The organism is Pseudoalteromonas spongiae UST010723-006, from assembly GCF_000238255.3.
GTDB lineage: Bacteria > Pseudomonadota > Gammaproteobacteria > Enterobacterales > Alteromonadaceae > Pseudoalteromonas > Pseudoalteromonas spongiae.
Genome location: NZ_CP011039.1, coordinates 2,838,180 through 2,856,628, shown reverse-complemented (window position 1 = coordinate 2,856,628; position 18,449 = coordinate 2,838,180). Strand labels below are relative to the sequence as shown.

20 protein-coding genes are annotated in these 18,449 nt (G+C 41.3%); 10 read left to right on the top strand and 10 right to left on the bottom strand.

Annotated features, from left to right (window positions below; translation table 11 throughout):
* Positions 1 to 127 precede the first annotated feature (127 nt).
* The 3 genes from PSPO_RS13125 to PSPO_RS13115 form a co-directional block, all read right to left on the bottom strand.
* Complete coding sequence (locus PSPO_RS13125) at positions 128 to 1,204, bottom strand: trypsin-like peptidase domain-containing protein (RefSeq protein WP_010561584.1); 1,077 nt, start codon at positions 1,202 to 1,204, stop codon at positions 128 to 130.
* A 156-nt stretch (positions 1,205 to 1,360) separates the two neighbouring features.
* Positions 1,361 to 2,725, bottom strand: a complete 1,365-nt coding sequence (locus PSPO_RS13120) for a DegQ family serine endoprotease (protein WP_010561585.1) — start codon at positions 2,723 to 2,725, stop codon at positions 1,361 to 1,363.
* 118 nt (positions 2,726 to 2,843) lie between these two features.
* Positions 2,844 to 3,302: a ZapG family protein gene (locus tag PSPO_RS13115; RefSeq protein ID WP_010561586.1), complete on the bottom strand. Its 459-nt coding sequence runs from the start codon at positions 3,300 to 3,302 to the stop codon at positions 2,844 to 2,846.
* Between the two features lie 106 nt (positions 3,303 to 3,408).
* Between PSPO_RS13115 and zapE the strand changes: the two genes are divergently transcribed.
* Positions 3,409 to 4,503 (top strand): cell division protein ZapE, encoded by a 1,095-nt coding sequence (gene zapE / locus PSPO_RS13110; RefSeq protein ID WP_010561587.1) that lies wholly within the window; start codon positions 3,409 to 3,411, stop codon positions 4,501 to 4,503.
* Positions 4,504 to 4,549: 46 nt separating this feature from the next.
* Here the strand turns inward: zapE and PSPO_RS13105 are convergent, their stop codons facing one another.
* Complete coding sequence (locus tag PSPO_RS13105) at positions 4,550 to 5,107, bottom strand: hypothetical protein (RefSeq protein ID WP_010561588.1); 558 nt, start codon at positions 5,105 to 5,107, stop codon at positions 4,550 to 4,552.
* A 511-nt stretch (positions 5,108 to 5,618) separates the two neighbouring features.
* On the opposite strand from PSPO_RS13105, the gene PSPO_RS13100 reads away from it, so the two are divergent.
* The 9 genes from PSPO_RS13100 (at position 5,619) to PSPO_RS13060 (ending at position 14,146) form a co-directional block, all read left to right on the top strand.
* A complete protein-coding gene (locus PSPO_RS13100; protein WP_010561589.1) occupies positions 5,619 to 6,161 on the top strand; it encodes an SEL1-like repeat protein in 543 nt (180 codons plus the stop codon).
* Positions 6,162 to 6,888: 727 nt separating this feature from the next.
* On the top strand, positions 6,889 to 7,317 hold the full coding sequence (rplM, locus tag PSPO_RS13095) for a 50S ribosomal protein L13 (RefSeq protein WP_010561590.1): 429 nt from the start codon (positions 6,889 to 6,891) through the stop codon (positions 7,315 to 7,317).
* 12 nt (positions 7,318 to 7,329) lie between these two features.
* Entirely contained in the window at positions 7,330 to 7,719 is a 390-nt protein-coding gene (gene rpsI, locus PSPO_RS13090) for a 30S ribosomal protein S9 (RefSeq protein WP_010561591.1), read from the top strand.
* 224 nt (positions 7,720 to 7,943) lie between these two features.
* Positions 7,944 to 10,019, top strand: a complete 2,076-nt coding sequence (locus PSPO_RS13085) for a TonB-dependent receptor plug domain-containing protein (protein ID WP_010561592.1) — start codon at positions 7,944 to 7,946, stop codon at positions 10,017 to 10,019.
* Between the two features lie 414 nt (positions 10,020 to 10,433).
* Positions 10,434 to 11,024 carry a ubiquinol-cytochrome c reductase iron-sulfur subunit gene (petA, locus tag PSPO_RS13080; protein WP_010561593.1) on the top strand — a complete coding sequence of 197 codons (591 nt, stop codon included), beginning with the start codon at positions 10,434 to 10,436 and terminating at the stop codon, positions 11,022 to 11,024.
* The gene (locus PSPO_RS13075) at positions 11,024 to 12,289 is read left to right on the top strand and encodes a cytochrome b (RefSeq protein WP_010561594.1); all 1,266 of its coding nucleotides are present in this window, start codon (positions 11,024 to 11,026) and stop codon (positions 12,287 to 12,289) included. The genes petA and PSPO_RS13075 overlap by 1 nt, the downstream gene beginning before the upstream one ends.
* Positions 12,286 to 13,023, top strand: coding sequence for a cytochrome c1 (locus PSPO_RS13070; protein WP_040641442.1), 738 nt, complete (start codon positions 12,286 to 12,288; stop codon positions 13,021 to 13,023). The genes PSPO_RS13075 and PSPO_RS13070 overlap by 4 nt, the downstream gene beginning before the upstream one ends.
* A gap of 77 nt (positions 13,024 to 13,100) precedes the next feature.
* Positions 13,101 to 13,724 (top strand): stringent starvation protein SspA, encoded by a 624-nt coding sequence (gene sspA, locus PSPO_RS13065; RefSeq protein ID WP_010561596.1) that lies wholly within the window; start codon positions 13,101 to 13,103, stop codon positions 13,722 to 13,724.
* Positions 13,724 to 14,146 carry a ClpXP protease specificity-enhancing factor gene (locus tag PSPO_RS13060; RefSeq protein WP_010561597.1) on the top strand — a complete coding sequence of 141 codons (423 nt, stop codon included), beginning with the start codon at positions 13,724 to 13,726 and terminating at the stop codon, positions 14,144 to 14,146. The genes sspA and PSPO_RS13060 overlap by 1 nt, the downstream gene beginning before the upstream one ends.
* Before the next feature lie 62 nt (positions 14,147 to 14,208).
* On the opposite strand, the gene PSPO_RS13055 is transcribed toward PSPO_RS13060, so the two are convergent.
* The 6 genes from PSPO_RS13055 to PSPO_RS13030 are packed head-to-tail and all read right to left on the bottom strand — an operon-like array spanning position 14,209 to position 18,445.
* Positions 14,209 to 15,471 (bottom strand): TRAP transporter large permease, encoded by a 1,263-nt coding sequence (locus tag PSPO_RS13055; RefSeq protein ID WP_010561598.1) that lies wholly within the window; start codon positions 15,469 to 15,471, stop codon positions 14,209 to 14,211.
* Complete coding sequence (locus PSPO_RS13050; protein WP_010561599.1) at positions 15,458 to 15,922, bottom strand: TRAP transporter small permease; 465 nt, start codon at positions 15,920 to 15,922, stop codon at positions 15,458 to 15,460. Before PSPO_RS13050 ends, PSPO_RS13055 begins: the two co-directional genes overlap by 14 nt.
* Positions 15,912 to 16,877: a TRAP transporter substrate-binding protein DctP gene (gene dctP / locus PSPO_RS13045; protein ID WP_010561600.1), complete on the bottom strand. Its 966-nt coding sequence runs from the start codon at positions 16,875 to 16,877 to the stop codon at positions 15,912 to 15,914. The genes PSPO_RS13050 and dctP overlap by 11 nt, the downstream gene beginning before the upstream one ends.
* A gap of 44 nt (positions 16,878 to 16,921) precedes the next feature.
* Complete coding sequence (dolP, locus tag PSPO_RS13040) at positions 16,922 to 17,485, bottom strand: division/outer membrane stress-associated lipid-binding lipoprotein (RefSeq protein WP_010561601.1); 564 nt, start codon at positions 17,483 to 17,485, stop codon at positions 16,922 to 16,924.
* Positions 17,485 to 18,072 carry an SIS domain-containing protein gene (locus PSPO_RS13035; protein WP_010561602.1) on the bottom strand — a complete coding sequence of 196 codons (588 nt, stop codon included), beginning with the start codon at positions 18,070 to 18,072 and terminating at the stop codon, positions 17,485 to 17,487. The genes dolP and PSPO_RS13035 overlap by 1 nt, the downstream gene beginning before the upstream one ends.
* 1 nt (position 18,073) lies before the next feature.
* A complete protein-coding gene (locus tag PSPO_RS13030; protein ID WP_010561603.1) occupies positions 18,074 to 18,445 on the bottom strand; it encodes a YraN family protein in 372 nt (123 codons plus the stop codon).
* Positions 18,446 to 18,449 lie beyond the last annotated feature (4 nt).

Here is an 18,449-nt window from a genome sequence, read left to right as displayed (position 1 = left end):
TATAAAACCCAATCAAACTGCTGCAAAAACGAACTTGAAAGGTCAACAGACCCTAGTTAATAACCTAAATTATTGAAGAATCAAAAAAGGCCGCATATGCGGCCTTTTTGTTTATATAGCTACTATTTTAGAACTGTAACTCACCAACAGTGACTGGCACTTCAATAACTTTACCTTCACGAATAATTGTAAAGTTTAATACGCTACCTGGAGGTGTGTTCGTTACTAATTCCAATGTTGTATTGGTATTCACTACTTTTTTACCGTCGATTTTTGTCACGATATCGTTGAGTTCAAAGCCTGCTTGCCATGCAGGGCCCAGCGGGTCAAGGCGAGCAATGCGCATGCCATACACCGGGGTGTGATTGTTTCTCACAAAACGACCTGAACTGTCGACAGGGTCGGCGTCAAAGCCAATATAGCCACGAATAACACGGCCATACTTGATGATTTTGTCCATCACTTCTTTGGCAAGCGAATAGGGAACCGCAAAGAAAATACCTTGCACTTCTAAATTGCGTGCATGCTTAAACTTAGCTGAGGTAATGCCCACTAGCGTACCGTTGGTATTAATCACTGCACCACCCGAATTACCGGTATTAACCGCGGCATCCATTTGTAAAAAACGGGTATGGCGGGTTTGCGCAATATTAGTTTTGTCAGTGGCACTAATAATGCCTTGCGTAATTGTTTGACCTAAGTTTAATGGATTACCAATTGCTAAAATAACGTCGCCCACTTGTGGAATAAAGTCGTTATTGGTTGGGATTTCCGGTAGATGTTCAGCGGTTATTTTTAATAATGCCAAATCCGTAGGTACGTCAAAACCAATAAGCTGTACATCAGTAAATTGTCGGCCATCGTTTAGTACAACTAAAATTTGGTCCGCGTTATTAATAACGTGATAGTTAGTGAGAATATAGCCTTTTTTGGACATGATAATGCCAGAGCCAAGCTCTCTTACCGGAGTTGATGGACGCAGGCTGCGAGGGCGATTACTAACTGATTCTGAATATATGTTCACAACAGCAGGCGATGCGGCTTTTACCGCGTTAGCAAAGCTTAAATGACTGGCATTAAGTGGCGCTTTATTTGTTGAAAGCTGTTCACGCAATAACTCTGGTGAAAATACCAATAGGTAGATAAAGGCAAAACCAAGTCCTAATAAAATAGGGGTAAGCAAAAACTGAAGCTTCTTTAACACGCTGCGCCGTTAATTATTATTTTCAAAGGGTGTTTATTGTGGCAAGAATATGACTATTCGGCAAGTTGCAGGTTTTTACACTAATCCATAAAAAAACGCCCAAATTACTTTGGGCGTTTGGATTAGCAAGGTGTATGATTTTTTGAACCGCAGAGATTACTGAATTTGTACGTTAAAAATACGAGAACCACGTTGAACTCGTAGGAAAATATAACCTTGTACATCTTCAACTGCCTTGGTTAAGTCGCGCACAGAATCTACACGGGTGCGGTTAACCATTAAGATTACATCGCCTTCCTCTAACCCTACGCGTGCAGCTGGAGCACGGTTAGAATCAATCGATTTAATCAACACACCTTCTTTACCATCGCTCGTTTCGCCGGCTTCTAGCGTTGCACCCGTTAAATTGCGATGTAGTTTATCTGCCGAGGTTGCAACATCTGATATCCCGCCTAGTTTAACCTTAACGGTTTTGCTCTTGCCGTCACGAATAATTCCTAACTTAACCGTTTTACCTTCGCCAGCGGTTGCGATTTTACTGCGTAGCTCTAAGAAACTATGGATTTTCTTACCATCGATACTGGTGATTACGTCATTCACCTTTAAACCTGCTTTTTCAGCAGGGCTATCTTCATCAACCGCGTTTACGAAAGCGCCCTGTTTGGTTTCTAGGTCAAATGCTTCCGCTACGCCTGCATTCACATCACCACCGCGAATACCTAAGCTACCGCGACGAACTTCACCGAACTCTAAAATTTGGTCTACAAGACTTTTCATCATGTTTGATGGAATCGCAAAACCAATACCAACGTTACCGCCAGAAGCGCCTAAAATTGCAGTGTTAATACCGATTAGTTGACCGTTTAAATTTACCAGTGCACCGCCAGAGTTACCTTGGTTAATTGCCGCATCGGTTTGAATAAAGTCTTCGTAACCTTCAATGTTTAAGCCCGAGCGACCAAGCGCACTTACTATGCCTGAAGTTACTGTATGGCTTAGCCCAAATGGGTTACCAATCGCCACTGAAAAATCACCGACACGTAGTTCGTCTGAATCAGCCAGTTTTACTTCAGTTAAATCATCGCCTTCTACTTCAAGTAATGCGATATCAGACTGAGGATCGCTACCAACTAACTTGGCTTCAAATTCGCGGCCATCTTGTAAGGTTACAATAATTTTTTCAGCGTCTTGAATAACATGGTTGTTGGTAACGATATGACCGTCTTTTGCGTCGATAATTACGCCAGAGCCTAAGCCACTAAACGGGCGTTTTTCGGCGCGGGGTTGGCGCTGCGGGTTACCAAAAAAGAAATCAAACGGGTCAACGCGTTGGCGTACTTGTTTTGAACCAGAGACGCGAATACTTACAACACCGGGGGTCACACGTTCTAGCATAGGCGCTAGCGTTGGCAGTTGTTGTCCGTTAACCGAAACAGGTAATTTTGCATGGCTAATTGCCGGTGAAACTAAAATAGTTGCAGATAGTATTGCTGCACTTAAAACGGTAAATTTAGTTTTCATAGTCAAAATAACGCTCCTTAAATCAAAAGGGTAGCTGATTTGCTTTTTGTTGTTAGCGGCAAACCAGCCAGTTACTTATAATGACTATGGGGTCAAAAAAAAGTTCATCAAGATGCGATTAAGCACTTTCTGTTTGCTTGTTTTCTGAGCTGTTACCTCTAAAAATGCCCGATTCGCCAGTGACAAAGTCGGCTGGTGCTGCTTGTAATTCAGCGTTTCGTGCTAATAACTCAGAGCGAGTTTTGTCGTTATTACGTGTCTCAGACAAAATCTCGTTAGCTTCTTGTGAGAAGAAAGGTACGACTTCAACGTTTTTTTCAGCAACTAATAACTTGTTAGTTTCTTCCATATGCTTAACTAGCTGTACGTAGCTGTCTTGCATTTTATTAACAAGTTTATTGGTGTGAGCAACATGGTCGGCCACATCTTGTTTAAATTGCTCAAGGTCACCTTGTGCTTTTTCTACTTCTTTTTCGAGCTCATCATGTTCGTATTGACGTTTGGTAATTAGGCTTCCGATAAAAAAGCTAGCAACGGCAGTGACTACTAATAGGGTGATCCAAATGGCTGTACTCATACTATAAAGCCTTATAATTTTTTAAAATAGATAGTTTAAATATACGCTTTGATTGCGCTCGTGTTAATATTTTACATCAAAATTTCAGTAACGCTTTGTATTTATCATGACCCCTTGGCAAAAATATCAACAAGATTTAACTCGCGATGACTTCCACCACGATGCTGCGCAGGAAAATGCAGTGCGTCATTTGCAACGTTTGTACGACGATTTAACTGCACAGCCACCGGCTAAAAAAGGCTTTTTTGCCAGCCTTTTTTCAAAACAAGAAGTAAAGCCGATCAAAGGCTTGTATTTTTGGGGCGGGGTTGGGCGTGGTAAGACTTATTTGGTTGATACGTTTTTTGATTCGCTGCCGTTTGAGCGCAAAATGCGAGTGCACTTTCACCGTTTTATGCACCGTGTACATGATGAATTAAAGCAGCTAAAAGACGTAAAAGATCCGCTTGAAAAAGTTGCTGATAAATTTAAAAGCGAAGCGGATATCATCTGCTTTGATGAGTTTTTTGTGCAAGATATTACCGACGCTATGCTATTGGGCGGTTTAATGCAAGAGCTGTTTAAGCGCGGCATAGTACTCGTTGCTACATCCAATATTGTGCCTGATGAGCTCTATCGCAATGGTTTACAGCGTGCTCGCTTTTTGCCAGCAATTGATTTAGTTAATGCGAATACTGAGGTGGTTAATGTTGATTCGGGCATTGATTACCGTTTGCGTACACTTGAGCAAGCAGAAATCTATCACAGCCCTTTAGATGCACAAGCAGATAAAAATTTATTTGAGTATTTCGATAAATTATCACCTGAAGCCGGTTGCTTAGATAAGGTGATTGAAATTGAGGGACGTAACCTTACGACGCGCAAAGAAGCTGACAGCATAGTGATGTTCGAATTTAGCGAGTTATGTGAAACTGCGCGTAGCCAAGTAGATTACATGGAACTCAGTCGTATTTATCATACTGTGTTGCTATCAAATGTAATTCATATGGGGTCGGAACATGCTAATGACGACGCAGCGCGCCGTTTTATTGCTTTAGTTGATGAGTTCTATGAGCGTAATGTAACTTTAATCATTTCAGCGATTGCACCATTAGAAGAGCTTTATACTGGTGGTATTTTAGACTTTGAATTTAAGCGCTGTATCAGCCGCTTACAAGAAATGCAAAGCTTAGAGTATTTAGGGCGCGAGCACTTAGCTTAATCTATAAAAAGAAGCGAGATATGACGATCTCGCTTCTCAATACTATTTATTCTTGATTCAACTTTACGCTTTTTATTTTTACCCAGGCGTTACCGCCTTTCTCATCGGTTAGATTTGGCACAAAATAAAGTGCAGAAACATTGGCTTTTATAATGCCTTTATCCTTTGACCAGCTTGGCGTCCATTCTGGGCGGTTGAAATCATCTAAGGTCAGAGTGTGCGTTTGCCATTGATTAGCGCTTGGCAAAAGCGTTTGATAGTGTGCATAGCTTTTATCACCTTTTCCACCATAATCCTTCTGCGATAACTTAACCACAAGCGGTTTGTCGCTTTGGTAGGTTAGTTCAATATTCGCAATGTCGTTTAATGATTTATTCGGCAGATCGTAAATTAACTCTACCCACGAATTATTCTGTGCATCAACGCGGGGTACTCGGTTGAAAGCAATCCCCACATACTCTTCTTTAACTAAGGGCTTTTCATAACTTGCAGTACTGCCGTGCGGGTCTACTGCATAGCGCCATTGGCTTGCATCGAGGGTTTGCCCAGCGTAAAGCGCAGAGCTTGAAAATAGTATTGCTGTATGCAGTGATTTTAAATACATGATCTTTTTCTTATGGTGATTATTTTATGTGTGTAGCAATACAGGGGAGGTTGCTGGGTGAGTGTTTGATTGTACGGTAGTTTATTTTGTTGTGGAAGTGGGAGGTTAGTCTTACTTTGTTGTGTCGTTCTGAACTTGTTTCATAGCAATGGACTAAAGAATCACGTCTGGGCAATTGAGTTTACTGAAACCATGTCTGCCGCGCTGGCGACGGCAGCCAAAGGGAAGCTAACGCCGGCCTCCCCTTGGAACCCCTCGGCGCCCCGAAATCAAACCTATCTTCAAATAAGTTTTAATTGTGAACATAAACGCCATCAAGCAACATCCCTGTCGCGCATTATTCACTTAAAACCTCATTTTCAGGTTTGATTTAAGGGGCTAAAAACCCCGGTGAATAATGATTGTCTATAATGCAGCCAATCAGTTTAACTAACTGGTTGATTAATATTTGAATATTTTAAATAAGTAGTTAAAATTTTGCGGTTAAAAACTAGAAAGGGATTTAAATTCAATGAATCGTTATTTATTCGCTAGTATCTGTTTATTGATTTTGTCAGGGTGCAAGTCTAACAACTCAGCAAGTATTCAAACGGAATCACAGTTATCACTTGAGTTGATGGAAATAAACGGCATTCAAAGTTACCAGAAGGGTGATTATGAAAATGCTTTAAGATTATTAAATAAGCCTGCGGCTTGGGGATATAAAGGTTCACAATACACTCTAGCTTTTATGTTTCTCAAGGGGCAGCATGTTCCGCAATCAACACTTATTGGAATGGGGTGGTTAGGTGTAGCAACTGAAGTTGAGACTGAAGAATGGTCAGAGCAATATCGACAGTTTTACGAAGCGGCTCCCGTTCAAATGAAAAGTGAAATTGATTCTATTGTTAATGAATATATTCGACGATACGGTATGAAAGCGCAAAATATTACTTGTAAAAAGGGCCCCACGATTCATACAAGAGCGGTAAGACATGTTTGTACCAAGTCTGATGCAATAAGTACAGTTTATGACATAGATTTAAACGAAGAAGATGTAACGATTAAACAATAATTCTGATGGGGATATTATCCTAGAACCCTTTAATCAAGCCTGAAAAAGGGATTTAAATGAATAATGTGAGACAGGGAGCGAAGCGGTCGAGCAAGCCATGCTTAGGCTTGGGTGAATAGTGTCTTGAAACGAACAAGTTTCGGCTAGTAATTCCGTTTTAACCAACCTTAAAAGTAGGTTTTAATTAACAATACGAGACAGGAAGCGGAGCGTGTCGAGTAAGTCATACTGAGATAGGGATATCGATTTATGACGTTTATCTTTAAATTAAAAGCTACTTTGAGGATCGAGTTTGATTGTACGGTCGCCTTTCTTTTGGTTACTTTATCTTTGGCGAAGCACTAATTTGTCGGGAGCAAATTAGAATGCCGTAGGCAGTCTTTAGATGTAAAGAGGGACCTTGCAATAAAGAAAAGTGACATGAGCCCCATGGATGGGGTTTATAAATATACAAAGAAGTAAATGCTGAGGTTTTGTTCAATCTTTCAAAATCCTACCAAACCCCATGCTAGTAGCCAAAAACCTTTATTTTCCTCAAATTATTAGTAGAAAAACTATCCAGCTCTTGCTATACTCCGCGTCCGCCACTTACCGTTCTACCTCGGTTAGTTTAGCCACAGCTGAGGGTTTTAAGTCTTGAGCTCGAAGGGGTTGAAGCAAGTGTAATAGAGCAGCAGAAATTTTTCTGCTTGTGGTTTTTAAATTGTAAACATTGGATTTTTAATAAATGAAAACGTTTGTTGCTAAGCCAGAATCTGTAAAACGTGACTGGTACGTAGTTGACGCTGAAGGCAAAACTTTAGGTCGTATCGCTACTGAAATCGCTCGCCGTCTACGCGGTAAGCATAAAGCTGAATATACTCCTCACGTAGATACTGGTGATTACATCATCGTTATTAACGCTGAGAAAGTTACTGTAACAGGTAACAAGACGACTGATAAAATGTACTATGCTCACACTGGTTTCCCAGGTGGTCTTAAGTCTATCACTTTCGATAAGCTTCAAGCTAAAAAGCCTGAAATGATCATCGAAAAAGCAGTTAAAGGTATGTTACCAAAAGGCCCTCTAGGTCGTGAAATGTACCGTAAACTAAAAGTATACGCAGGTTCAGAGCACGCACACGTTGCTCAACAGCCTCAAGTACTGGACATTTAAGGAGCATAACTCATGGCAAATCAATACTACGGTACAGGTCGTCGTAAAAGTTCAAGTGCTCGCGTATTCTTACGCCCAGGTACTGGCAACATCGTAATCAATCAACGTTCTATCGAAGAATACTTCGGTCGCGAAACTTCTCGCATGGTTGTTCGTCAGCCACTAGAGCTAGTTGAAATGACTGAAAAGTTTGACCTTTACATCACTGTTGAAGGTGGTGGTTCTACTGGTCAAGCGGGTGCTATCCGTCACGGTATTACTCGTGCGCTTATGGAGTTTGACGAGTCTCTTCGTTCTTCACTTCGTAAAGCTGGCTTCGTTACTCGCGACGCTCGTAAAGTTGAGCGTAAGAAAGTGGGTCTTAAGAAAGCACGTAAGAACACTCAATTCTCAAAACGTTAATTTTTTACGTTTACAAGAATTACAAAACCCGGGTTTATACTCGGGTTTTTTATTGCCTAAAATTCGTGTTTGTCAGAAAGTCACTATTTTTAAAAATTACTATTTAACGGTTTTGTTACGGCACCCTACATTTCTCAACATTTTCCCACAGTCACTTACAGAGAGTATGGGTATTATTTCCCGCGTTAACTTCTTACTCAACTAATCCGTATCAAGGAAGTGATATGACTTCATTTAAACCGATCTCTTTAGTCGCGCTGGCTGTGACGAGTGTATTTGCAACTAATGCTTTGGCTGAACAAGTTAAAGGCGAACAAATTGAACGCATTCAAGTAGTATCGAAGCGTTCAAGTGTACTTACTGAAATTACCGAAGATGCTGAAAAGCTGATCAATATGCCGGGTGCTTTGGGTGATCCTTTGCTTGCTGTATATGCATTGCCTGGTGTCGTAGCAGCCGGAGGCTCAATGGGTGAACCCGCTGTACGTGGCTCATCGCCAGATGATAACTATTTTGAAGTCGACTTTATGCCTGCAGGCTATATTTTCCATGACTTTGGCAGCTCGATTTTTAATAAGTATTTGGTGCAGGACTTTCGCCTTTATTCTGCGGGCTATGGCACTAGCTTTAGTGATGCAACTGGGGCGGTGTTTGACGTCACACTGCGTAACCCAAAAAATCAGGATATTAAAACCACGCTTGATTTTACTATGTTTAAAGCGGGGGTTTTTGTTGAAGGTGCAATCACCGACGATATTTCATTTTATCTGTCTGGGCGAAAAAGTACGCTTCCGTTGTTTTTCTCAGAAGGTGAGGAAATTGAAGACGAAGATGGCGAAAACACAGGCATTACAATAAACGATGCTCCCGATGACTATGATTACCAAAGCAAATTTGTTTTGGATATTAATAACAACAATGTGTTAAGTGTGTTGTTTACTGGCGCAGAAGACAGTGCCGCAGCAAGTTTTAGTGAACGCGCGGATTTATCACTTAAGAATCCTGACTTTCAAGGCGATGCAGATTTTGCGCGTTCCTTCGATAGCCAAAATGTTATTTGGGATCATTATGGTAAAGGTTATCAAGCAAAAGTGGGGGTTGGCTCGTTAACACATTCGGGTCGATTAGATTATGGGCGCAGCAAGTTAACACCCAAGGGATATTTTGAAGAAGAAAAAGAAGAGCTACTTACCTACAAAGGGCGTGTAAGTATAAATGTGGTAGGTGATGACTTACTTACATTTGATGCCGCTTATTTTGATAAAACGATAAGCTATGAATATGATACTTTTCTCTATGTCTGTACAGAATTAGATCCAGATTGCGAGCTTGCCAAAGGAGAGCGCATAGCAGGTAAACGAGAAGTCGATATTGGTAGTTACTTTATTGGCGCAAATTATCAATACACGATAACCGACTCGTTAATTGCCGACATTGGCGTACAACATCAAAAAAATGATTACAGCGATGAGTCGTTTACTCACCCGCGTTTAGGATTAACCTATCACATTAATCAAGATCAATCAGTGTGGGTTAAATATGGCAGTTACAATCGCCTGCAAGATATTGGTACGATTTTAGAAGACACAGGTAACCCCAACTTAAAGTCGCAAACAGCAAATCAGTCGGTTGTTGGTTATCAGCAGTTTTTGGCGGATGACTGGAGTTGGTCAATTGAAACCTATTACAAAACCATGGACGATTTACCTTTAGCACTGACTGCAAACGATGTGGATCAGCATTTACGTTATAGCAACGATGTAACGGGTAGAGCTTATGGTGTTGATTTACTTATTAATAAAAACAAAACCGACCGTTGGTACGGCTGGATGAGTTTAAGTTACGGTAAAAGTGAACGTACGGATGAACGCCGTAATATCACTCGAGACTACTATGCTGACACACCGCTAGTGTTTAATATGGTGTTTAATTACCAAATTAGCGAACGCTGGAATGGTGGCTTTAACTTCACAGCACGCAGTGGTCAATCTTACACACCTATTGTAGGTGTGCGTGAAAACCCTGAATTTGAGGGGAATTTTTTACCGGAATATGGCGAACCATTCTCTGAGCGTTTTGATGCTTATCACCGTTTAGATTTGCGCTTTGAACGCAAAACGGATTTCTTTGGGCTAGATGCGTTGCTGATTTTAGAAGTAATGAATTTATACGCTAAAGACAATACGGCGTATATTGACCTTGATTACGCAAAGGTGCAGTCAACCGATGACTTGATTTTGAAAGAAGAGAGCGATGACTTTGAAATGCGCCCGTCAGTTGGTTTTAGTTTCACATTTTAGTCACAAATTAGTCTAAAGCGAGGAATTTCCTCGCTTATTTCATTGGTTAATCCTCCCGCAGGTTGCTATACTCTGGCATGCATCAAATGTGGCTCGAAAAGCATAATTTAGCGACTAATTACTTTGAATTTCACGCATACTTCTACGGAGTTTTGATCTCTATCAGGACACGCTCACTCAATTTTGGGTAGGCTCTGTAAAAGCACAGAATTTTCACAGTTTTAGGCTGTGTGTTCGTGATTTCAAATAAATCGAACTAAAATACAATTTAATTGTGCTTGAAGACCGGTATAACCTTGTTTTAATCAAGGCTTTTATTTATGATCGCACCTATTTTGTAAAGTCAAAATTTAAACTGCTGTAACTGATGTTCTCAATATGGCAAGTGTTGAGAATCATAGTGGAGATGAGTGGATGAGCAATGCGCCAGTAGACAATAGCCGCCGTCGCTTTCTAACTATCGCAACTTCTGTTGTTGGTGGTGTGGGAGCTGTAGGGGCTGCTGTTCCTTTTATCGCGTCGTGGAACCCAAGTGAGAGAGCAAAATCTGCAGGCGCGCCTGTAGAAGTTGATATCTCAAAGCTTGAGCCAGGACAATTAATTCGTGTTGAGTGGCGAGGTAAGCCTGTTTGGGTTATTAATCGTACACCAAAAATGCTTGAGCAGATGAAAGCTCACGAAGGTCAACTTCGTGATCCTAATTCTGAAGAGCCACAACAACCAGAGTTCGCACAAAATGCGTACCGTTCGCAAAAAGAGAATATCTTTGTTGCTGTTGGTATTTGTACTCACTTGGGTTGTTCACCAACTTTCCTTAACGGTGGTTTTGGTGAAAAGGTTGAAGGTACTGAAGATGGTTTCTTCTGTCCTTGTCATGGTTCTAAGTTTGATATGGCTGGCCGTGTTTTCCAAGCTGTACCAGCACCATTAAACCTAGAAATCCCTCCTTACACATTTATCGATGACACCACTATTTTAGTTGGTGGAGAAGAAGGGGCTGCGTAATGTTTGCGAATATTATCGATTGGATTGATCAGCGTATTCCGATGACTCGCGTTTGGAATATGCACATTGCACAATATCCTGCGCCAAAAAACTTTAACTTCTGGTACTTCTTTGGTTCATTAGCCATGTTAGTACTTGTTAACCAAATCGTAACGGGTATTTGGTTAACAATGAACTATGTTCCTTCAGCAGAAGGCGCGTTTGCTTCAGTTGAATACATCATGCGTGATGTAGAATACGGCTGGTTACTGCGTTATTTACATTCAACGGGTGCTTCTGCATTCTTCGTTGTTGTATACCTGCACATGTTCCGTGGCATGATCTACGGTTCTTACCAAAAACCACGTGAACTACTGTGGTTATTCGGTATGTTTATCTTCTTAGCGCTAATGGCTGAAGCATTTATGGGTTACTTACTACCTTGGGGACAAATGTCTTTCTGGGGTGCTCAGGTAATTATCTCGCTATTTGGTGCTATTCCAGTGATTGGTGAAGACCTTACTCAGTGGATCCGTGGTGACTACGTAATCTCTGGTGCAACGCTTAACCGCTTCTTCGCACTACACGTAATTGCATTACCACTGGTACTTGTTATCTTAATTTTCTTACACATTATTGCACTTCACGAAGTGGGTTCAAACAACCCAGACGGTGTTGAAATTAAACGTAAGAAAGGCACTGTTGCTGAAGAAGATAAAGCTAAATTCAAGTTCCATGAATACTACACAGATAAGAAAGATATCGTTGACGCGATTCCGTTCCACCCTTACTACACAGTAAAAGATATTGTGGGTGTAACAGGTTTCTTAATCTTGTTCTGCTGGGTTGTTTTCTTTGCGCCAGAGATGGGTGGTTTCTTCCTAGAAGCGCCAAACTTTGAAGCTGCAAACCCGTTGAAGACGCCTGAGCATATTTTCCCTGTTTGGTACTTCACACCATTCTACGCAATCCTACGTGCTATCCCTGATAAGCTACTAGGTGTAATCGCGATGGGTGCATCAATTGTTGTGCTTGCGTTACTACCTTGGATTGACCGTGGTAAAGTGAAATCAATTCGTTACCGTTGTGGCTTCCACAAGTTAAACATTGCTCAGTTTGTTGTTACTTTCATCATCCTAGGTTGGGTTGGTGCGACACCACAAACAGACTTTAAAACTGTGTTATCACAAATTACGACTGTAACTTACTTTATGTTCTTCGTATTACTGTTCTTCTACAGTAAAAACGAAAAGACTAAGCCAGTGCCAGAGAGGTTAACGAAATGATGAAAAAGCTAATTATTGGTTTATTCGCTTTGTTGCCTTCACTAACAATGGCAGCAGGCCCGTCGGTTCCACTTTTAGAAGCGAATCATGATTTAACGGACAAAGCATCGTTACAACGTGGTGCTAAAACGTTCATGAACTACTGCTTAGGTTGCCACCAAATGCAGTACCAGCGTTATGAACGTACATTCCGTGATATCGGTATTCCTACTAAAGTGGGCGAAGAGCAACTTATTTTTGATGGTTCAAAAGTAGGTAGCCACATTCTTAACGCAATCGAGCAAGACGATGCTGCAAAATGGTTTGGTGCTGCGCCACCAGATCTAACATTAGTAGCACGTGTTCGTGGTGCAGATTGGATTTACACTTACCTGAAGTCTTTCTATGTTGATGAAAGTCGTCCATTTGGTGTAAACAACACTGTATTCCCATCGGTTGGTATGCCACACGTATTGCAAGAGTTGCAAGGTGTACCTACTGCGCGTTTCGAAGAGGTTGAAGAACACGGCGTTAAAGTTAAGAAAGTTGTTGAAATTACGACTGATGGTTCAGGCGAAATGAGCGATGACGAGTACGACCAAGCGGTACGTGACTTAACTAACTTCTTAGCGTATGTTGGTGAACCAACACGTTTACAGTCAGAAGCGATTGGTTATAAGGTATTAGGTTTCCTAGTAATCCTGTTTATCCTAGCGTTCTTACTGAAGAAAGAATACTGGAGAGATGTGCATTAATTTGCACACTTTTTAGCACAAAATTTGTAATAGGGGCTTAAGCCCCTATTGCTGTTTTTAATATACTGGAGGAAAGCATGGCTGTAGCTGCCAATAAGCGCCCTGTGATGACACTGTTTTCTGGTGAAAACTGTATGTATAGCCACCAAGTGCGTATCGTACTTGCAGAGAAAGGCGTAAGTGTTGATATTCACCTAGCAGAAAAGGACAATTTGCCAGAAGCGTTACATGAAATTAACCCTTACGGCACTGTACCAACATTGATCGATCGTGAGCTTGGTTTATACGAAGCAAACATCATCATGGAATACCTTGACGAGCGTTTTCCTCACCCACCACTAATGCCTGTATACCCAGTTATGCGTGGTCGCAGCCGTTTAATGATGCACCGCATCGAAAACGACTGGTATAGCCTTGCTAAGAAAATTGAAGCAGGTGTTGATGTTGACGCGTCACGTCGTGAGTTAACTGAAGGTTTATTAGCGATTGCACCTATTTTTGGTGAAGCGCCTTACTTTATGAGCGAAGAGTTCAGCTTAATTGATTGTTACCTAGCACCACTACTATGGCGCTTACCTGAGTTCGGCATTGAACTTACAGGTCAAGGTAGCAAAGAGCTTAAAGACTACATGATGCGTTTATTTGAGCGTGAGTCGTTCCAAGCATCATTAACTGAAGCTGAGCGCGAGATTCGACTTTAATGACTTCTAATCGCCCTTATTTACTGAGAGCTTTCTTTGATTGGATTGTAGACAATCAATGTACACCGCATTTAGTGGTGAATGCTGAATTTCCAAATGTTACTGTGCCAATGCAGTTTGTGCAAGACGGACAAATTGTGTTGAACATCAACCCAAGTGCGGTTGCACAGTTTCATATGGATAATCATGAAGTAAGCTTTAATGCACGTTTTGGTGGTCAGCCAATGCGTGTGGTGGTACCAATTGGCGCCGTACTTGCTATTTACGCAAGAGAAAATGGCGAAGGTACAGTGTTTACCCCTGAAGACTTTTCAGAATATGAAGAACCAGCAGAGGTTGAATCACAAGAAACACCATCTGAGGGTGATGGTAATGATGAACCACCGAAAAAGCGTGGTTCTCATTTAAAAGTGGTTAAGTAATCGCAAAAACCGGCAATAGCCGGTTTTTTTATAACCTGCGATTTTTACAACCTACGATATTGCTATCTTGTAACAATCTCTGGAAACATCACTAATAAACCAAGCATCAGCAACATAATCAAAAAATACGGTAAGCAGGCTTTTGCCAGCTGAGCCAAAGAGGCATTGGTGAGTGACTTTAAAACAAACAAGTTAAAGCCAATTGGCGGCGTGATTTGCGATATTTCTACCACCACAACCAAGTAAATACCAAACCAAATGAGATCGATGCCAGCTAGCTCTACAATAGGTAAGAGTATGGCTGCGGTCAGCACAATAATCGAAATACCATCTAAAAATAACCCTAATAAGATAAACGCTAAGGTTAAATAGATTAGCAGTTGATAGTTACTAAGTTCTAGGCTGGCTATCCAAGTGGCAAGCGTTGCGGGTAATTGCAAAAAGCCCATTGCGATGGTAACAAAACTCGCACCGAGTAAAATCAGTAATATCATAGCTGTGGTCATCGCCGCATCTACTAAGCTTTGCTTAACCAGCTCTAGCGTCAGTCGTTTTTTTGCTTTAATTAAAATAAAACTACCCAGGATACCTAACACTGCCGACTCACTAGGTGTTGCAAAGCCGAAGTAGATGGCTGCAATAACAAATGTGATTAACAAGATAATTGGAAGTAACGTTAATGGATTACCTGAGCTTGCAAGGAGTTGGCTTTTATCTACCGGTTTTAAGTAGCCGCGAATCGCAATATAGGTGGAAAACAGCGCTAATAAAATTAACCCGGGCAGAATGCCGGCAATGAATAGGTCTGCAATGGAAATATCCGCAGCAACGCCATATACAATCAAAATAATCGATGGTGGAATTAGCAGTCCAAGAGTAGCAGAGCCAGCGAGCGAGCCATAAATATCTTGCTCGTTATAACCGCGTTTTTTTAGCTCTGGAATAGTCATACGGCCAATGGTTGCGGCTGTCGCGGCAGAAGAGCCTGAGAGCGCAGCAAAAATACCAGAACCAAACACGTTAATGTGCAAGTGTCCGCCCGGTAACTTTGCCAGTATAGGGCTTAAACCATTAAATAAGTCATCGGCTACTTTGGCTTTATATAACAGTTCGCCCATCCAAATAAATAGCGGTAAAGCGATTAATGACCACGGTGTTAAATGCGCAAATGCAGTGCCTGCAAATATCAGGTCGATAGCCGAATTGTTATTAATAATAAGTGCTACCAAAGCAACGCCAATTAAACTAAAACCAATCCATACGCCTGTTAGCAGTAAAAGGGCAAAAATAACCGCCAAAATAGCGCTAAGGCTAACTATGTCCACGTAATACCTCCAATCCCTTAAATGCAATGGTAATAGTTGTTACGCAGCTGGCATAGGCCATAATAGCTTGAATGGGCCATTCTAAAATAGCAATCTCACCGCTCGATACTTCATGAAAATGATAAGAGTCGAGCGTTAGCTGAATACATGCATAGCTAATAAAGGTGCAAATTAAGGTCGCTGTTAAATAGCTAACCACTTGGGCGAAATGGCTGAGATTGGGGTTGTCGAATTCAAACACCAGAGCCACACGAATATGTTTCTCTTGTTCAAAGCTATAGCCTAGCGCCAAGAAAAAGCTGCTGATTAGCAAATATCCGCATATCTCATTGAGTGACGGAATGTACAAATTAAACAAACGTAATACGATTTGGCTGAGCACTAACAAAAAAATCGCAACGATGAGTAAAATGCTCACTTTCATGTTCAACGCATTTAATTTATTGAGCATTTTGTTGCTCCTTAAATTTTTGCAGTACGTGCAACTCGCTTTGCGTTGCATTGAGTGCCCATTCTTGCTCCATGTTAGCGCCAACAATTTTTAAACTCTGCGATAAACTATCGCTCACAGGCGAAATAATCATGCCGTTATCCGCTAATAGCTTAGTCATCTGTGTGGTTTGCTGCTCAGCTTGTTGCCACGCGCGCTGCTGATACTTGTTCACGATTTGTTTCAGTTTCTGTTTTTGCGTTGGGGTTAAAGATTGATACAAGGCATGGTTCATTAACACCATATTTTTTGGGATCCATGCATTGATTGGTGTGTAATAGCGACTAAATTGCCATGCTCTGCTCGAAACTCCCGTCGCTGGCGAGGTGATCATTGCTTCAATCATGCCGGTGGCAAATGCCTGTGCAATCTCAGCGCTTGAAACGGCGGTTGGGATCATTTTAAGGTGGTTTGCTAATTTTGCTGTCATTGCGCTATAGCTTCTAACCTTAAGGCCACTTAGGTCGTTTGCAGTTTTGATTGCTTTACTAGTAAATAAACCCTGTGGCGGCCAAGGGTTGGTAAATAACAGATGTAATCCGTGCTCGGCAAATTGGCTACGTAATTCAACGGCTTGTTGGTTAGCTAGTTGTTGAGCGCTGCTAAAATTTGTGGCTAAAAACGGTAAGTTGTCGAGTTGATAGATAGCGGCGTGATTGCTCAAACGAGCGATAAATATTTCACCAAGTTGTATTTGGTTTGTGCGCAGTGCGCGGTAAATTTCATTGTGCTTATAAAGGCTTTCACCGCTATGAAAAACAATGTTAAGCCCTAACTCTCGATTTACTTCATCAGCAAATGCCTTGGTGATTTGGGTAACATAAACACGTTCGCTATAGGGTGTAGCAAAATGCTGCTTGGCGTGTAGAGTGAATACTGCAAATAGCAGTAACAGTAAAATTAAATAATGGCGCATGTTTTTATTCTTATTTTTATAATAAAAAAGGCGCTAACTGCGCCTTAAAGGTATTCGAATACTTTTATTACTTTTTCGACTCCCGAAACATGACGGGCAACGTCGGCTGCTAAATTAGCTTCTTGTTCGGTAACGAGTCCCATTAAAAAGACTTCCCCGTTTTCGGTAATTACCTTGATATCATTAGCACTGACACTTTCTTCTGATACCAACATGGTTTTTACCTTTGAAGTTAGCCAAGTATCGTGTGTTTTAGTGCTAACACCTGTGATATTACCTATGCGAATTTGATTATGGATTTTTTCAACGCCACGTATTGGTTTTACAATCGCTTCGGCTTTAGCGCGCATTTCTGTAGTTGGTGTTTGGCCAATCAGTAATACGCGGCCATTTAAGCTCACCACAATAATATTGCTAAATTTTGCTAACTGCTCGTCGTCTTTTAAGGCCAGCGTGGCTTTGATCTCAAGGTTGTTATCATCAATCTGTGTGCCAAGCGTGCGGCGATCGGTTGCTGATGTTACTGCGCCTGCAGTACCAGCGACTATGGCAGCGCTACACCCCTGTAAAAGAACAATAGATGCAACAACAGCTAATTTAAATTTCATTAACTATCATCCTGTGGAAAAAGGGTTAAATCGATAAGCTCACTTAAGCAATGGATATTAAACAAGTGAGATTCGATAATTCGGCTTGGTCTTTTTGAGGGCACGCGTATTTCAACATCGTTTGGCCCTAATAGTCCTGCCAGCTCGCCGCCATCATCACCACTTAATACAATTACTTGCATATCTTTGGTTAGAGCAGCTTCAACGGCGCTGATCACTTCTTTCTCGTTACCGGTTACCGTGATCACCACAAGCAAGTCACCGCTTTGTCCGTAGGCACGTACTTGGCGTGAAAAGCTTTCGTTGGCATCGGTTGTGGCATAGCTCGACAGATGTGTTAATTCGTTGCTTAATGCAATCGCTGGCAAGCACGGGCGCTCAGTTTCATAAAAATTAACCAGCAAATTGGCAAAATGCGCTGCTAACATATGATTATTGCTGCCACCGCAACACAGTACTTTATTGCCATTAATTAGGCTTTGCACTATGGTAAATGCCGCAGCTTCTAAAGCGCTAGGTAATGCTTCACCAGCGGCAATTTGAGCTTGAATGCTTTCTGTGTATATTTCTTTAACGAGTTCTTGCATACTAAAATGCGCTTTTAATCCAAGTAAATTGTTCTGAGTTCTGCCCGCTTATTGCGACATAGTCGACTCTATATGGACAATCCTCTAGCCTATTTTGTTTCAAATAATAAAACAAGGTGCGTGTTAGTTTTTGCTGTTTAGCGTGCGATAACGCGTTAATTGCACCGCCAAACGCCTCTGACTTACGGTATTTAACTTCAACAAACACTAAAGTGTTACCGTCTTTCATTATCAAGTCGAGTTCACCGTAACGGCAATTATAATTACGTGTTACCGGTGTTAAACCTTGTTTCTTTAAATATTGCTCAGCTTGCAGTTCGAAAAAGTTTCCCTTTTCTTTACTGTTTTTAAATAACTTAGAGGTCCATCCCATGCTA

Coding starts and splice junctions, on each gene's coding strand:
- PSPO_RS13100 (WP_010561589.1), top strand. CDS start 5,619: ATGAATCGTTATTTATTCGCTAGTATCTGTTTATTGATTTTGTCAGGG.
- rplM (WP_010561590.1), top strand. CDS start 6,889: ATGAAAACGTTTGTTGCTAAGCCAGAATCTGTAAAACGTGACTGGTAC.
- PSPO_RS13035 (WP_010561602.1), bottom strand. CDS start 18,072: ATGCAAGAACTCGTTAAAGAAATATACACAGAAAGCATTCAAGCTCAA.
- sspA (WP_010561596.1), top strand. CDS start 13,101: ATGGCTGTAGCTGCCAATAAGCGCCCTGTGATGACACTGTTTTCTGGT.
- PSPO_RS13060 (WP_010561597.1), top strand. CDS start 13,724: ATGACTTCTAATCGCCCTTATTTACTGAGAGCTTTCTTTGATTGGATT.
- PSPO_RS13115 (WP_010561586.1), bottom strand. CDS start 3,302: ATGAGTACAGCCATTTGGATCACCCTATTAGTAGTCACTGCCGTTGCT.
- PSPO_RS13105 (WP_010561588.1), bottom strand. CDS start 5,107: ATGTATTTAAAATCACTGCATACAGCAATACTATTTTCAAGCTCTGCG.
- zapE (WP_010561587.1), top strand. CDS start 3,409: ATGACCCCTTGGCAAAAATATCAACAAGATTTAACTCGCGATGACTTC.
- dolP (WP_010561601.1), bottom strand. CDS start 17,485: ATGAAATTTAAATTAGCTGTTGTTGCATCTATTGTTCTTTTACAGGGG.
- PSPO_RS13050 (WP_010561599.1), bottom strand. CDS start 15,922: ATGCTCAATAAATTAAATGCGTTGAACATGAAAGTGAGCATTTTACTC.
- petA (WP_010561593.1), top strand. CDS start 10,434: ATGAGCAATGCGCCAGTAGACAATAGCCGCCGTCGCTTTCTAACTATC.
- PSPO_RS13075 (WP_010561594.1), top strand. CDS start 11,024: ATGTTTGCGAATATTATCGATTGGATTGATCAGCGTATTCCGATGACT.
- PSPO_RS13085 (WP_010561592.1), top strand. CDS start 7,944: ATGACTTCATTTAAACCGATCTCTTTAGTCGCGCTGGCTGTGACGAGT.
- PSPO_RS13120 (WP_010561585.1), bottom strand. CDS start 2,725: ATGAAAACTAAATTTACCGTTTTAAGTGCAGCAATACTATCTGCAACT.
- dctP (WP_010561600.1), bottom strand. CDS start 16,877: ATGCGCCATTATTTAATTTTACTGTTACTGCTATTTGCAGTATTCACT.
- PSPO_RS13030 (WP_010561603.1), bottom strand. CDS start 18,445: ATGGGATGGACCTCTAAGTTATTTAAAAACAGTAAAGAAAAGGGAAAC.
- PSPO_RS13070 (WP_040641442.1), top strand. CDS start 12,286: ATGATGAAAAAGCTAATTATTGGTTTATTCGCTTTGTTGCCTTCACTA.
- rpsI (WP_010561591.1), top strand. CDS start 7,330: ATGGCAAATCAATACTACGGTACAGGTCGTCGTAAAAGTTCAAGTGCT.